The sequence below is a fragment of the Staphylococcus sp. EG-SA-14 genome (genome assembly GCF_017151935.1).
GTDB classification, from domain to species: Bacteria; Bacillota; Bacilli; order Staphylococcales; family Staphylococcaceae; genus Staphylococcus; species Staphylococcus aureus.
In genome coordinates this window covers 55,918-72,136 of record NZ_JACVZM010000009.1, presented here as the reverse complement: position 1 = coordinate 72,136, position 16,219 = coordinate 55,918, and the positions used below count along the sequence as shown (strand labels likewise).

Genomic DNA, 16,219 nt, shown 5'->3' with positions numbered 1-16,219 from the left:
GAGGCACATCATGACAAAATTAAAAGTTGGTGTGATAGGTGTTGGTGGTATTGCACAAGACCGTCATATTCCAGCATTGCTGAAACTCAAAGACACAGTCTCATTAGTTGCAGTACAAGATATTAATACAGTGCAGATGATTGATGTTGCGAAGCGCTTTAATATACCTCATGCAGTTGAGACACCTAGCGAGCTGTTTAAACTTGTTGATGCGGTGGTCATTTGTACACCCAATAAATTCCATGCTGATCTTTCTATAGAAGCATTGAACCATGGTGTCCATGTCTTATGCGAAAAGCCAATGGCAATGACGACGGAAGAGTGTGATCGCATGATTGAAGCGGCTAATAAAAATTACAAATTATTAACTGTCGCATATCATTATCGTCACACAGATGTGGCAATTACTGCTAAAAAAGCAATTGAAGCAGGTGTGGTTGGTAAACCATTAGTAGCACGTGTACAAGCGATGCGTAGGCGTAAAGTGCCTGGGTGGGGTGTTTTTACCAATAAAGCATTGCAAGGTGGCGGTAGTTTAATCGATTATGGTTGCCACTTGTTAGACTTATCTTTGTGGCTACTAGGTAAAGATATGGTGCCGCATGAAGTGCTAGGAAAAACATATAATCAATTGAGCAAACAACCGAATCAAATTAATGATTGGGGAACATTTGATCACACTAAATTTGATGTCGATGATCATGTTACTAGTTATATGACATTTGCCAATCGAGCAAGCATGCAGTTTGAATGTTCGTGGTCTGCAAACATCAAAGAAGATAAGGTACACGTTAGTTTATCAGGCGAAGATGGCGGTATCAATTTATTTCCATTTGAAATATATGAGCCCCGCTTTGGAGCTATTTTTGAAAGTAAAGTTAATGTTGAGCATAACGAAGACATTGCTGGTGAGAGACAGGCGCGTAACTTTGTCAATGCGTGTTTAGGGATAGAAGAGATTGTGGTGAAACCGGAAGAAGCACGCAATGTAAATGCCCTTATAGAAGCGATTTATCGTAGCGATTTTGATAACAAGAGCATACAACTTTAATGATTATTATATATAATACAAAATTATCAATATAAAAAGAAGGAGTGCTTTTCAATGAAAATAGGTGTATTTTCAGTATTATTTTACGATAAAAATTTTGAAGATATGTTAGATTATGTCGCAGAATCTGGATTGGATATGATTGAAGTTGGAACAGGTGGTAACCCAGGAGATAAATTTTGTAAGTTAGATGAGTTGTTAGAAAATGAAGACAAGCGCCAAGCATTTATGAAGTCAATCACAGACAGAGGCTTACAAATAAGTGGTTTCAGTTGTCATAACAATCCAATTTCCCCAGATCCGACAGAAGCAAAAGAAGCCGATGAAACGTTACGTAAAACAATCCGTTTAGCAAATCTATTAGACGTGCCAGTTGTTAATACATTTTCTGGCATTGCAGGATCAGATGATACCGCTAAAAAGCCTAATTGGCCTGTTACACCTTGGCCAACAGCCTACTCTGAAATTTATGATTATCAGTGGAATGAAAAGTTGATACCATATTGGCAAGATTTAGCTGAGTTTGCAAAAGAGCAAGATGTAAAAATTGCCATAGAGTTGCATGCAGGATTTTTAGTGCATACACCATATACGATGTTGAAGTTACGTGAGGCTACAAATGAATATATCGGTGCTAACTTAGATCCTAGTCATTTATGGTGGCAAGGTATTGACCCAATTGCTGCGATTCGCATATTAGGCCAAGCAAATGCAATTCATCACTTCCATGCTAAAGATACGTATATTAATCAAGAAAATGTAAATATGTATGGTCTAACTGATATGCAACCATATGGTAACGTTGCGACAAGAGCATGGACATTCCGTACAGTTGGTTATGGACATAGTCCATATGTATGGGCAGATATCATAAGTCAACTTATTATTAATGGATATGATTATGTATTAAGTATTGAACATGAAGATCCTATTATGTCAGTAGAAGAAGGTTTCCAAAAAGCTTGTCAAACTTTGAAATCTGTTAATATTTACGACAAGCCAGCAGACATGTGGTGGGCATAATACGAACTCGAGGTTAGTCTGAAGTTTGTCTGAAGTAAGACTGGTGGCAGTGTTGAATGAATGCATATGTCGCCAAGCCATTGCCAAAAATTTCACACCTTAAATCATGTCATTGTTTGTAAAGAAGGTGTACTTTATATAAGTATTTAGCGATGGTCATACCCATTCACAGTAACAATCCTCACCATTGAAAAGAGTATATAACCTTTTCGATAGTGAGGTATATGATAATAAAAAAAGCCTGTTGTCACAATGGTCATAGACACGACATACTTTAAAGGTTTCTGAATATAATATTTCAGAACGCACTTTAAAGATGGACGTCGATGTCGACTAATGTGATGACAGGCTTTCATCTTTTTAAATATTCATTAATTTCTCTTCTTGTTTAATACGTACATATAAGAAATACGCATACGGTACTAATAAAATAGTTGTATATGTTGCGTGTGTTAATAATAATACACCGATTAATTCAGGAATGATGTTTAAGAAGTAATTTGGGTGTTTTGTAATTTTATATAATCCAGATTTAATAATAGGATGGTTAGGTAAAATGAATAATTTTAATGTCCAAATACCACCTAAAGTTTTAATAACCATAAATAACATGATATAAGCAAAGATTAATATAACTAAGCCAATACCATTTGCAAAGCTAAATGTATCTTTATTAATAAATGCCTCTACACCAGCCAATACATAAATTAAAACGTGTGTTATTGCTAAAAACTTCGAATTTTTAACGCCATATTCAACTGCACCGTCTGCTTTTAATTGTTTTGAGTGATTAATAGATATCTTTAAGCTGACAAGTCTGATACAGAAAAAGATAAGTAATATAGATAGAATCATGATGTCCTCCGTCATTATGTCATATGTATAAGCGTTGATTTTGACAACATAAAGTATTTTATAGATAAAACTTGTCAAATACTATTAACTATTTATTAATTTTAGTACATAAATATGTTTCTAAGTATGTGTTTATGTTCAGTATTTTGGATAATTTAATAATTTTAAGGATATTAAGCGCTTACACCGACGTGATATATTTGGCTTAACGAAAATGATTGAGGTGACAGAGATGAACTTTTTTGATATCCATAAGATTCCGAACAAAGGCATTCCATTATCGGTACAACGTAAATTATGGCTTAGAAACTTTATGCAAGCTTTCTTTGTAGTGTTCTTTGTTTATATGGCTATGTATTTAATTCGAAACAACTTTAAGGCGGCCCAACCGTTTTTAAAAGAGGAAATCGGATTATCTACATTAGAACTTGGTTATATCGGATTAGCATTTAGTATCACGTACGGTTTAGGGAAAACATTACTTGGATATTTTGTCGATGGACGTAACACAAAACGTATTATCTCGTTCTTACTTATCTTATCTGCGATTACAGTTTTAATTATGGGATTTGTTTTAAGTTACTTTGGTTCTGTAATGGGATTATTAATTGTACTTTGGGGACTTAACGGGGTGTTCCAATCAGTTGGTGGACCTGCAAGTTATTCAACGATTTCAAGATGGGCGCCAAGAACGAAACGTGGCCGATACTTAGGATTTTGGAATACATCACATAATATCGGTGGTGCCATTGCAGGTGGTGTTGCACTTTGGGGTGCTAATGTATTCTTCCATGGAAATGTTATAGGGATGTTCATTTTCCCATCGGTGATTGCATTACTTATTGGTATCGCAACATTATTTATCGGAAAAGATGATCCGGAAGAATTAGGATGGAATCGTGCTGAAGAAATTTGGGAAGAGCCGGTCGATAAAGAAAATATTGATTCTCAAGGTATGACGAAATGGGAGATCTTTAAAAAATATATCCTGGGAAATCCTGTTATATGGATTCTATGTGTTTCAAACGTCTTTGTATACATTGTACGAATCGGTATTGATAACTGGGCACCGTTATATGTGTCAGAGCATTTACACTTTAGTAAAGGCGATGCAGTTAATACGATATTCTACTTTGAAATTGGTGCATTAGTTGCAAGTTTATTATGGGGCTACGTATCAGACTTATTAAAAGGTCGTCGTGCAATTGTAGCTATTGGCTGTATGTTTATGATTACATTTGTTGTCTTATTCTACACAAATGCTACAAGTGTCATGATGGTTAACATTTCATTGTTTGCATTAGGTGCGTTAATCTTTGGTCCGCAATTATTAATTGGTGTATCATTGACTGGTTTTGTTCCTAAAAATGCCATCAGTGTAGCAAACGGAATGACAGGTTCATTCGCGTATCTATTCGGTGACTCAATGGCGAAAGTTGGTTTGGCGGCTATTGCTGATCCAACACGTAACGGTTTAAACATCTTTGGATATACATTAAGTGGATGGACAGATGTTTTCATCGTCTTCTATGTTGCATTATTCCTAGGCATGATTCTATTAGGAATCGTTGCTTTCTATGAAGAAAAGAAAATTAGAAGTTTAAAAATTTAATATCAATCGGATTAAAAGTATCGCCAATCTATTGCAATATAGTTGGCAATCCTGCCCCGACGGCATGTGCGTGAAGAGATGAAAGATACTGCTTCTACCCTTGCAAATATATCATCTCTATGTCTCGGGGCAGATCATAATTCCCTGTTATGAAGTATCCTTATTTGCCCGACTTAGGGTGACTCAATGAATTTACTCCTTACAATAAAGACATATAGCGGTGTCAATATTGTAGGGAGTATTGTTTTATATTTAAACTCTCTAAAAAGCGGACTGAAAGAAAAGTGAAAACTTCTCTATCAGTCCGCTTTTTCATAGAACAAAATGGAGGCGCCATAATCATTAGTTATGTGCTAATCTATTTTGCTTGCTTACAATAATCACTTGGCGACATTTGTAAATATTTTTTAAAATGATAGCTAAACATTTTATACTCTGAAAAGCCTACTTTGTCTGCAATTTCATAGTGTTTGTAATGTCGATCTAACAATTGCAGAGATTGTAAAATACGATAGCGATTTAAATAATCGACAATTGTAATACCAACATGATCTTTAAATGTTCGCATCGCATACGATTCACTAACATCGATATGTTGAATTAAATCTGAAACAGTCACTTTCGTTTGATAAGATTGCTTAATTTGATCCACAATCTGGTTTACATAATAATCATCGTATTCTACTTTTAATAGTGGTTGGAAGGCATCATGACAAGATGCTAAGCTACGGCCGTTCTGTGATTGTTGCTCTAATAAGGTACGGACAAGTCTTCCTAAAATAACTTCTAATTGTGCATGGTCTACTGGTTTTAATAAATAATCAAGAACATGATGTTGAATGCCGGCTTTCATATATTCAAAGTCATCGTAACTCGATAATATGATGACATTACAATCTAGATGCGCAATATCATTGAGTAAATCGACGCCATTTTTACGTGGCATACGAATATCAGTAATTACTAATTCTGGCTGATGTTGTTGAATTAGTGATAATGCTTCAACACCATCTTTAGCAGTGTATATTGTATTGAAATGATAGTCTCCCCAAGGAATGATTTGCTTTAATCCTTCTCGAATAATTCGTTCATCATCACAAATAACTACCTTAAACATCTACATTCCCCCTTGAAAGTGGTATTTTATAACAAATTAACGTACCTTGATTACGCTTTGAAAAAATATGGAGTCGTGCATGTGAACCATATTGAATCATTGCTTTATTGTGTAAATGATTTAATCCCAAATGCTTAGTATCAAATACATCATTATTAAGAGATTGGCGTACATATTGCAGGCGAGATGACGACATCCCGATACCATTGTCGCAAACTAAAACATGTAAATTCTGACGTGCCAATGTCAGGCGTATAGTAATGTCCAATGACTCAGTATCTCTACCATGTTTAATAGCATTTTCTATGAGTGGCTGAAGCATCATTTTACCAATTGTCTGGTGACGCGCTTCTTCAGAACTTTCAATATGGAGCTTAATCATGTCATCAAAACGGATGTTTTGTATTGCAACATACTGTTCAATGTAGTTCAACTCTTCGTTTAATTCCACTGTATGTGAGTTTGTACGTAATGAGTAACGTAACATTTGCGATAATTGTTGGACCACAGTTTGTGCTAATTTCGGAGATAACGTAATTAAATATTGTATTGTTTGCATCGTATTGAATAGGAAATGAGGCTGGAATTGGCGTTCTATTTCCTTTAACTGAATATCACGCAAGCGACGTTCTGTATGCTCAATAGAATGGATCAGTTGCTCATTTGATTCAAATAAATCGTAAATATAATTATTAATTTCTTCTAGTTCACTGTTGTTTTTTAAAGGCGTATATGTACCTAGATGACGATTTTTGGCATAGTAAATTTTTTGAATAATCGTTTCGATATCTTTTGTTTGTCGTTTAGCCATATTATCTGCGCTAATGAAACCAAATATTACTAGTAAAACAAGAACTACGGCCATAACAATTAACAACGTGATACCATCTTCAATGTTTTCATGTATATCTTTATAAATAATGAGACGATGGTCAGCATGGTTTAATTTTACAGATTCATTCATAAATCCGAATTGTTGTGGTCTATACTTTTCACCTATAGTAAAACGGTCATCGTTGGCGTATAAAATATTGTCATATTGATCAACGATAAGTGCGAATTGTCGGTTATCTTTCTTAATTTCACTTAAACGTGGGGTGTTAGCCATATAAATTTTAAGCATATATGTACTATTTTTGAATTTAAGCTGATGCGTTGAAAATAAATACATATTTTTAGTGTTTAAATGTTCATAATTATTGGTTATAAACTGATTTGGTCCAGATAATTCATAATAAAGTGTTGCGGGCTGTTGGTGTATTAATTTTAATAATTCACGTTTTGTAGCAGTAACATCATGATGATTTGTTAAATCGAGCTCTTGAAACGAATTATTATGCTGTGTAATAAATGTCTGAATCTGCTTTTCAGTGTGATGTAAAGATGACTGACTTTCATCAACATGTTGATGAATCGTACGATGCTCAATCCAAATATAGATGGCATAGAAGCTTACTAGTCCAATAATAATGACTAAAAATACTGGAAAAATAGTAGACGCAAATAACGATCGTCTCAATTGATGTCTATAAGGTTTGTATGCCGTCATTGAATCATCTCCAAAAATTTATGATGTGGAATGTCCGGTAATTTAGATTTCGGTATTAAAGGTATGTTCTTAAGATTTTCGATAGACTGATCGCTTTGTTCACTAACATCCTTTCGAATTGACTTGGCATCGAACTCTGCAACTAATCGTTGTTGTACTGAGCGGCTTGTTAAATATTGCACTAACTTTTTACGCTTAGGATGAGGGTGTGCATTTTTAACTAAAGCAATACCATCAACATTTAACATTGTTCCTTCAATTGGATAAACGATTGAGACAGGATAACCTTTGTTTTTCCATGTGCGTGCATCTTGTTCGTAGCTTAGACCTGCGTAATATTTACCTTTTGCAACATCTTCAATGACTTTAGACGTCTTTGACAGTTGCATCGCATGGTTTTGGAATTGATGCACATCACTTACTCGATGATGCATGCTATAAATAGCGCGCATATGTTGATAGCCTGTCGTTGTTGTATTTGGATTTGAGTACGCAATTTTACCTTTAAGTATAGGTTGTAATAAATCTTGATAACCTCGAATCTTAATATCTCCTTGTAAATCTGAATTCACTACTATAACTGTTGGCATTAATAGAAAACTAGTAACATATTTATTGTTCGAGCGATAATCCTCTAATTGCTGTGTTACAGATGTATCTTGATAGGGAACAAAATCTTCTGGATGATCAATTGTTTCTGATAACACACCACCCATAAAGACGTCACCACGCTCCGAAAAATCTTCGTTATGCAAGTTTGAAAGCAGTACTTGAGTAGATCCATGTTTGATTTCAATTTTGACATGCTCTTGTTTTTCAAATTCATTTAAAATTGGACGAATCAAGTTTGATTGATACGGAGAATAAACTGTTAATACATTTTTATCTGATTCAGAGTGACGCGTATTAGCGCATGATGATAAAAAAATGAGAAATAATAGCAAGATATAAATTTTTGATTTCATGATATCCCATCAATTCTATGTATATTTTAATACAATAATTTTAGCAATAAATGACGCATAAGTAATGTTAAATATTTAGAAATGTTTATAGATGACTTGTTAAGACGTTGCAAATGTTGTGATAGCACAAAATTTTTGTTTGTCAAGACGATTTACCGAGGCTGTAAAATCAAACTGTTATATTTTATTTGTAGCTGTTATATAAAAATCGGCAAGATATTGAACGGTTCAAAAGTGAATTTTTACGTCAATAAAAGTATTTAATCCAGTCTCTTCATATATAAAAGTAAATCTTTCTAAGTGTTGATTTAACGCTTATCAACAATCATTTTTTATAAACAAATATATACTCCTAAATTAACTTTTAAAGCAATGAAAATAGTGAACATTATAACTGTTGTGTAACAGAATGCAATTAGCATATTACTGTTACACAAATTAGTACAGTTTCTATGTTTTGACATACATTTGATGAAAATTGTACATAATTTATGTGAAAAAAATCACAACAAACATGCTACAATGACTATGAAAACGTTAACATAGCATTTCAAATTCACAACATTATACAGATGGAGGCGTTTAGTATGTTAGAAACAAATAAAAATCATGCAACAGCTTGGCAAGGATTTAAAAATGGAAGATGGAACAGACACGTAGATGTAAGAGAGTTTATCCAATTAAACTACACTCTTTATGAAGGTAATGATTCATTTTTAGCAGGACCAACAGAAGCAACTTCTAAACTTTGGGAACAAGTAATGCAGTTATCGAAAGAAGAACGTGAACGTGGCGGCATGTGGGATATGGACACGAAAGTAGCTTCAACAATCACATCTCATGATGCTGGTTATTTAGACAAAGATTTAGAAACAATTGTAGGTGTACAAACTGAAAAGCCATTCAAACGTTCAATGCAACCATTCGGTGGTATTCGTATGGCGAAAGCAGCTTGTGAAGCTTACGGTTACGAATTAGACGAAGAAACTGAAAAAATCTTTACAGATTATCGTAAAACACATAACCAAGGTGTATTCGATGCATATTCTAGAGAAATGTTGAACTGCCGTAAAGCAGGTGTAATCACTGGTTTACCTGATGCATACGGACGTGGACGTATTATCGGTGACTATCGTCGTGTAGCTTTATATGGTGTAGATTTCTTAATGGAAGAAAAAATGCACGACTTCAACACGATGTCTACAGAAATGTCAGAAGATGTAATTCGTTTACGTGAAGAATTATCAGAACAATATCGTGCATTAAAAGAATTAAAAGAACTTGGACAAAAATATGGTTTCGATTTAAGCCGTCCAGCAGAAAACTTCAAAGAAGCAGTTCAATGGTTATACTTAGCATACCTTGCTGCAATTAAAGAACAAAACGGTGCAGCAATGAGTTTAGGTCGTACATCAACATTCTTAGATATCTATGCTGAACGTGACCTTAAAGCAGGCGTTATTACTGAAAGCGAAGTTCAAGAAATTATTGACCACTTCATCATGAAATTACGTATTGTTAAATTTGCTCGTACACCTGATTACAATGAATTATTCTCTGGAGACCCAACTTGGGTAACTGAATCTATCGGTGGTGTAGGTATTGACGGACGTCCACTTGTTACGAAAAACTCATTCCGTTTCTTACACTCATTAGATAACTTAGGTCCAGCTCCAGAACCAAACTTAACAGTATTATGGTCAGTACGTTTACCTGACAACTTCAAAACATACTGTGCAAAAATGAGTATTAAAACAAGTTCTATCCAATATGAAAATGATGACATTATGCGTGAAAGCTATGGCGATGACTATGGTATCGCATGTTGTGTATCAGCGATGACAATTGGTAAACAAATGCAATTCTTCGGTGCACGTGCGAACTTAGCTAAAACATTACTTTACGCTATCAATGGTGGTAAAGATGAAAAATCTGGTGCACAAGTTGGTCCAAACTTCGAAGGTATTAACAGCGAAGTATTAGAATATGACGAAGTATTCAAGAAATTTGATCAAATGATGGATTGGCTAGCAGGTGTTTACATTAACTCATTAAATGTTATTCACTACATGCACGATAAATACAGCTATGAACGTATTGAAATGGCATTACATGATACAGAAATTGTACGTACAATGGCAACAGGTATCGCTGGTTTATCAGTAGCAGCTGACTCATTATCTGCAATTAAATATGCACAAGTTAAACCAATTCGTAACGAAGAAGGTCTTGTAGTAGACTTTGAAATCGAAGGCGACTTCCCTAAATACGGTAACAATGACGACCGTGTAGATGATATTGCAGTTGATTTAGTAGAACGCTTCATGACTAAATTACGTAGTCATAAAACATATCGTGATTCAGAACATACAATGAGTGTATTAACAATTACTTCAAACGTTGTATACGGTAAGAAAACTGGTAACACACCAGACGGACGTAAAGCTGGCGAACCATTTGCTCCAGGTGCAAACCCAATGCATGGCCGTGACCAAAAAGGTGCATTATCTTCATTAAGTTCTGTAGCTAAGATCCCTTACGATTGCTGTAAAGATGGTATTTCAAATACATTCAGTATCGTACCAAAATCATTAGGTAAAGAACCAGAAGATCAAAACCGTAACTTAACTAGTATGTTAGATGGTTACGCAATGCAATGTGGTCACCACTTAAATATTAACGTATTTAACCGTGAAACATTAATAGATGCAATGGAACATCCAGAAGAATATCCACAGTTAACAATCCGTGTATCTGGTTACGCTGTTAACTTCATTAAATTAACACGTGAACAACAATTAGATGTAATTTCTCGTACATTCCATGAAAGTATGTAACAAAATTTAAGGTGGGAGCACTATGCTTAAGGGACACTTACATTCTGTCGAAAGTTTAGGTACTGTCGATGGACCGGGATTAAGATATATATTATTTACACAAGGATGCTTACTTAGATGCTTGTATTGCCACAATCCAGATACTTGGAAAATTAGTGAGCCATCAAGAGAAGTCACAGTTGATGAAATGGTGAATGAAATATTACCATACAAACCATACTTTGATGCATCGGGTGGCGGTGTAACAGTCAGTGGTGGCGAACCATTGTTACAAATGCCATTCTTAGAAAAATTATTTGCAGAATTAAAAGAAAATGGTGTGCACACTTGCTTAGACACATCGGCTGGATGTGCTAATGATACAAAAGCATTTCAAAGGCATTTTGAAGAATTACAAAAACATACAGACTTGATATTATTAGATATAAAACATATTGATAATGACAAACATATTAGATTGACAGGAAAGCCTAATACACACATCCTTAACTTCGCGCGCAAACTGTCAGATATGAAACAACCTGTATGGATTCGACATGTCCTTGTGCCTGGTTATTCTGATGATAAAGACGATTTAATTAAACTAGGGGAATTTATTAATTCTCTTGATAACGTCGAAAAGTTTGAAATTCTGCCATATCATCAGTTAGGTGTTCATAAGTGGAAAACATTGGGCATTGCATATGAATTAGAAGATGTCGAAGCGCCCGATGATGAAGCTGTTAAAGCAGCCTACCGTTATGTTAACTTCAAAGGGAAAATTCCCGTTGAATTATAAATACAATTCAGACCGAAAAGAAAGCATATGCAACTTCAAGAGTGAAGGGGCATATGCTTCTTTTTCAATTGAGTATTGAGTATTAGCAAGACGTAGTAAGTATATGAGACAACTTCTACAATGGTTGAAGGAAGACGTTTTTGTAAGTAGCTATGCTGATAAAGAATGTGATGTCTTGTTAAAGATGGGGTTCCAATATCATCATTTAGCTGATGTTGAATGGGTTATTATTTGCTACTTGCATATGAATATGAGTCTTTTCAAATTTTTATTGACCCTGAGTAATGAAAAATATTAAGATGAAACTTAATATTAAAGCAATGCGGAGCGTGATTATGAAGAGAATTAGTAAAGATATATGGGCAGTATTTAAATTACTGTATCAAAATAAAGGGCGTTTTAGCATTAATGCCTTACTATTGCAGTTAATCATGATTTTTATTAGTAGTACATACTTAATTTTACTATTTAATATGATGTTAAAAGTAGCTGGGCAAAGCCAACTTACGATTAACAATTGGACGGAAATCGTAAGTCATCCTGCCAGTGTGATACTTCTTATTATATTCATATTAAGTGTTGCTTTTCTGATTTATGTAGAGTTTTCATTGTTAGTTTATATGATTTATGCCGGCTTTGATCGACAGATTATTACATTTAAATCCATTTTTAAAAATGCCTTTGTAAATGTGCGTAAACTCATAGGTGTACCAGTTATTTTCTTTGTCATTTATTTAATGTTAATGATACCCATTGCCAACCTAGGACTAAGTTCAGTATTAACAAAAAATATTTACATACCTAAATTTTTAACGGAAGAACTTATGAAAACGACGAAAGGTATAATCATTTACGGTACCTTTATGATTGCTGTATTTATATTAAACTTTAAATTAATATTTACTTTACCGTTAACGATTTTAAACCGCCAGTCGTTATTTAAAAATATGAGACTAAGTTGGCAAATTACGAAGCGAAATAAGTTTCGACTTGTTATAGAAATAGTTATATTGGAACTCATCATTGGTGCGATTTTAACATTAATTATTTCAGGAGCAACATATCTTGCTATTTGTGTAGATGAAGAAGGAGATAAGTTTTTAGTCTCATCAATTTTATTTGTTGTATTGAAAAGCTCATTGTTCTTCTATTATTTATTTACGAAATTATCATTAATCAGTGTGTTAGTACTGCACTTAAAACAAGAGAATGTATTAGACCAACCGGGCTTAGAATTTAAATACCCAAAACCGAAACGGAAGTCTAGGTTCTTTATAATTTCAATGGTGCTTGCAGTGACATGTTTTATCGGTTATAACATGTACTTACTTTACAATAATACTATCAATACAAATATTTCTATTATTGGCCATCGTGGTTTCGAAGATAAAGGCGTTGAAAATTCTATTCCGTCATTGAAAGCTGCTGCAAAAGCGAATGTCGAATACGTTGAGTTAGATACAATTATGACGAAAGATAAACAATTTGTTGTTAGTCATGATAACAATTTGAAACGTTTAACAGGTGTTAATAAAAACATTTCTGAATCTAATTTCAAAGATGTCGTCGGTTTGAAAATGCGTCAAAATGGACATGAAGCAAAACTTGTATCCTTAGACGAATTTATTGAAACGGCTAAACAATCAAATGTGAAACTACTAGTAGAGTTAAAGCCACATGGTAAAGAACCAGCAGATTATGCACAACGTGTTATTGATATTTTGAAAAAGCATGGTGTTGAACATCAATATCGTGTGATGTCATTGGATTATGATGTGATGACTAAGTTGAAAAAAGAAGCGCCATATCTCAAGTGTGGTTATATCATTCCGTTGCAGTTTGGTCATTTTAAAGAAACATCATTAGATTTCTTTGTCATCGAAGATTTTTCTTATTCGCCAAGACTTGTTAATCAAGCGCACTTGGAAAATAAAGAAGTCTATACTTGGACTATTAACGGCGAAGAAGATTTAACGAAATACTTACAAACCAATGTTGATGGTATTATCACAGATGACCCAGCATTAGCTGATCAGATTAAAGAAGAAAAGAAAGACGAAACATACTTCGATCGTTCTATAAGAATTTTGTTTGAATAATATAAACAAAGACCTCTAAAGTTATCAAGATGATACTTTCAGAGGTCTTTTTAACGTTGCCATCTATGGGGATAGGCAATCGTTTCATTCGTTTATAATCATATGACAAGGATTTATAAGGCAATTTGGCGTCACAAACACTTACATGATTTATTAGTGAATTATTAATTGTTTTGTGAATGCAAAGGGTTAGAAATTGAATCGTAAATACTTTCTAATCTATGTTTCGCTTTAGTCATTTGATCCAAATTTTTAGTGCGTATAGCTGATTTAGCAATATAGTGCGCAGCTAAAATGTCGCGTTTTTGAAACGCATCTAAATTTTGGTACGATAATTTATTTAAGTCAGTGTTTGCTATTAATTCATGTAATTGATCTACAAGCGCTTGATGTTGATACGTATGTGATGTAGTTTCAGATTTGCTTGCTAATTTAATACCAGTCGTATCAAGGAGCGCCGCTTTAATACCAGCAACTAAATATGTTTTGATTTTCATTTGTGTTGTCATGCTTTGTTACTCCTTTGATGTACATTAATCAAAAAAATTATACACTATTGTATATTGCAAAGCTAATTAACTATAACAAAAAGATAGTTAATGCTTTGTTTATTCTAGTTAATATATAGTTAATGTCTTTTAATATTTTGTTTCTTTAATGTAGATTGGGCAATTACATTTTGGAGGAATTAAAAAATTATGAAAAAGCAAATAATTTCGCTAGGCGCATTAGCAGTTGCATCTAGCTTATTTACATGGGATAACAAAGCAGATGCGATAGTAACAAAGGATTATAGTGGGAAATCACAAGTTAAAAAAGAGAGTAAAAATAGTGCTTCAATATCAGATAGTTATTATTGGGATATCATTAAAAATCTAGAATTACAATTTACTGCTGCATTAGATTTATTAGAAGATTATCGATATGGTGAAAAAGAGTATGAAAAAGCAAAAGATCAACTAATGACAAGGATATTAAGTGAAGATCAGTATTTACTTGAGAAAAAAATTAAAGAATATGACAAGTATAAAGATTTATATAAAGAATATATGAGTAAAAATCCAACGTCAAAGGTAAAAAGAGCAAATTTTGATCAATATAATATCGAAGACCTAAGAGAAAAAGAATATAATGATTTACTAAGTTCTATTAAAGATGCGGTAGAAACATTTAAATCAGATGTACAAAAAATAGAATATGAAAATAAAGAGTTAAAATCTTATTCTTACGAAGAAGAAAAGAAGGCTGCTTCTAGAGTTGATGATTTAGCAAATAAAGCGTATAGCGTTTATTTTGCGTTTGTTAGGGATACACAACATAAAACTGAGGCATTAGAGTTAAAAGCGAAAGTGGATTTAGTTTTAGGTGATGAGGACAAACCACATCGCATCTCTAATAAAAGAATTGAAAATGAAATGCTAAAAGATTTAGAATCTATTATTGAAGATTTCTTTATAGAAACTGGTTTAAATAAACCTGATAATATTACGAGTTATGATAGTAGTAAACATGACTATAAACATCATAGAGAAGGCTTTGAGGCTCTAGTTAAAGAAACAAGAGAAGCCGTCGATAAGGCTGACGAATCTTGGAAAACTAAAACTGTCAAAACATATGGTGAAGCTGAAACAAAAGCACATGTTGTAAAAGAAGAGAAGAAAGTTGAAGAACCTCAAGCACCTAAAGTTGGAAACCAGCAAGGGGATAAAACTACAGTTGATAAAGTTGAAGAAGCAACACAACCAGTGGCACAGCCATTAGTTGGAATTCCACAGGGCACAATTACAGGTGAAATTGTAAAAGGTCCAGACTATCCAACGATGGAAAATAAAATGTTACAAGGTGAAATAGTTCAAGGTCCAGATTTTCTAACAATGGAACAAAACAGACCATCTTTAAGTGACAATTATACACAACCATCTGTGACTTTACCGTCAATTACAGGTGAAAGTACACCAACGAACCCTATTTTAGAAGGTCTTGAAGGTAGCTCATCTAAACTTGAAATAAAACCACAAGGTACTGAATCAACGTTGAAAGGTACTCAAGGAGAATCAAGTGATATTGAAGTTAAACCTCAAGCAACTGAAACAACAGAAGCTTCTCAATATGGTCCGAGACCGCAATTTAACAAAACACCAAAGTATGTGAAATATAGAGATGCTGGTACAGGTATCCGTGAATACAACGATGGAACATTTGGATATGAAGCGAGACCAAGATTCAACAAGCCAAGTGAAACAAATGCATACAACGTAACGACAAATCAAGATGGCACAGTAACATATGGCGCTCGCCCGACACAAAAAAAGCCAAGCAAAACAAATGCATAC

Annotated in this window: 12 protein-coding genes; 7 read left to right on the top strand and 5 right to left on the bottom strand. The window is 33.8% G+C overall.

What is annotated here, in order from left to right; translation table 11 throughout:
- Positions 1 to 10 precede the first annotated feature (10 nt).
- Both IDG63_RS07330 and IDG63_RS07325 read left to right on the top strand, forming a co-directional pair.
- Entirely contained in the window at positions 11 to 1,051 is a 1,041-nt protein-coding gene (locus IDG63_RS07330; RefSeq protein ID WP_000163814.1) for a Gfo/Idh/MocA family protein, read from the top strand.
- A gap of 54 nt (positions 1,052 to 1,105) precedes the next feature.
- The gene (locus tag IDG63_RS07325; protein ID WP_000690411.1) at positions 1,106 to 2,074 is read left to right on the top strand and encodes a sugar phosphate isomerase/epimerase family protein; all 969 of its coding nucleotides are present in this window, start codon (positions 1,106 to 1,108) and stop codon (positions 2,072 to 2,074) included.
- 360 nt (positions 2,075 to 2,434) lie between these two features.
- Here the strand turns inward: IDG63_RS07325 and IDG63_RS07320 are convergent, their stop codons facing one another.
- Positions 2,435 to 2,929, bottom strand: coding sequence for an isoprenylcysteine carboxyl methyltransferase family protein (locus IDG63_RS07320; protein WP_000603755.1), 495 nt, complete (start codon positions 2,927 to 2,929; stop codon positions 2,435 to 2,437).
- 232 nt (positions 2,930 to 3,161) lie between these two features.
- Between IDG63_RS07320 and uhpT the strand changes: the two genes are divergently transcribed.
- Positions 3,162 to 4,541, top strand: coding sequence for a hexose-6-phosphate:phosphate antiporter (gene uhpT / locus IDG63_RS07315; RefSeq protein ID WP_001008722.1), 1,380 nt, complete (start codon positions 3,162 to 3,164; stop codon positions 4,539 to 4,541).
- A gap of 358 nt (positions 4,542 to 4,899) precedes the next feature.
- On the opposite strand, the gene IDG63_RS07310 is transcribed toward uhpT, so the two are convergent.
- From IDG63_RS07310 to IDG63_RS07300, 3 genes are read right to left on the bottom strand one after another with little or no spacing between them, the layout of a single operon-like run.
- Positions 4,900 to 5,658 (bottom strand): response regulator transcription factor, encoded by a 759-nt coding sequence (locus IDG63_RS07310; RefSeq protein ID WP_000477521.1) that lies wholly within the window; start codon positions 5,656 to 5,658, stop codon positions 4,900 to 4,902.
- A complete protein-coding gene (locus tag IDG63_RS07305) occupies positions 5,651 to 7,207 on the bottom strand; it encodes a sensor histidine kinase (RefSeq protein WP_000127982.1) in 1,557 nt (518 codons plus the stop codon). The genes IDG63_RS07310 and IDG63_RS07305 overlap by 8 nt, the downstream gene beginning before the upstream one ends.
- Positions 7,204 to 8,172: an ABC transporter substrate-binding protein gene (locus IDG63_RS07300; protein WP_000837116.1), complete on the bottom strand. Its 969-nt coding sequence runs from the start codon at positions 8,170 to 8,172 to the stop codon at positions 7,204 to 7,206. The genes IDG63_RS07305 and IDG63_RS07300 overlap by 4 nt, the downstream gene beginning before the upstream one ends.
- 587 nt (positions 8,173 to 8,759) lie before the next feature.
- On the opposite strand from IDG63_RS07300, the gene pflB reads away from it, so the two are divergent.
- The 3 genes from pflB (at position 8,760) to IDG63_RS07285 (ending at position 13,886) form a co-directional block, all read left to right on the top strand.
- Complete coding sequence (gene pflB / locus IDG63_RS07295; RefSeq protein WP_000894660.1) at positions 8,760 to 11,009, top strand: formate C-acetyltransferase; 2,250 nt, start codon at positions 8,760 to 8,762, stop codon at positions 11,007 to 11,009.
- A gap of 22 nt (positions 11,010 to 11,031) precedes the next feature.
- Positions 11,032 to 11,787 carry a pyruvate formate-lyase-activating protein gene (pflA, locus tag IDG63_RS07290; protein ID WP_000911657.1) on the top strand — a complete coding sequence of 252 codons (756 nt, stop codon included), beginning with the start codon at positions 11,032 to 11,034 and terminating at the stop codon, positions 11,785 to 11,787.
- A 335-nt stretch (positions 11,788 to 12,122) separates the two neighbouring features.
- Positions 12,123 to 13,886, top strand: a complete 1,764-nt coding sequence (locus IDG63_RS07285; RefSeq protein ID WP_001566883.1) for a glycerophosphoryl diester phosphodiesterase membrane domain-containing protein — start codon at positions 12,123 to 12,125, stop codon at positions 13,884 to 13,886.
- 164 nt (positions 13,887 to 14,050) lie between these two features.
- Here IDG63_RS07285 and IDG63_RS07280 read toward each other — a convergent pair whose 3' ends face one another.
- Positions 14,051 to 14,395, bottom strand: coding sequence for a complement inhibitor SCIN family protein (locus tag IDG63_RS07280; RefSeq protein WP_000211604.1), 345 nt, complete (start codon positions 14,393 to 14,395; stop codon positions 14,051 to 14,053).
- Between the two features lie 189 nt (positions 14,396 to 14,584).
- On the opposite strand from IDG63_RS07280, the gene coa reads away from it, so the two are divergent.
- On the top strand, positions 14,585 to 16,219 hold a 1,635-nt coding region (gene coa, locus IDG63_RS07275), incomplete at its 3' end, for a staphylocoagulase (protein WP_136625556.1).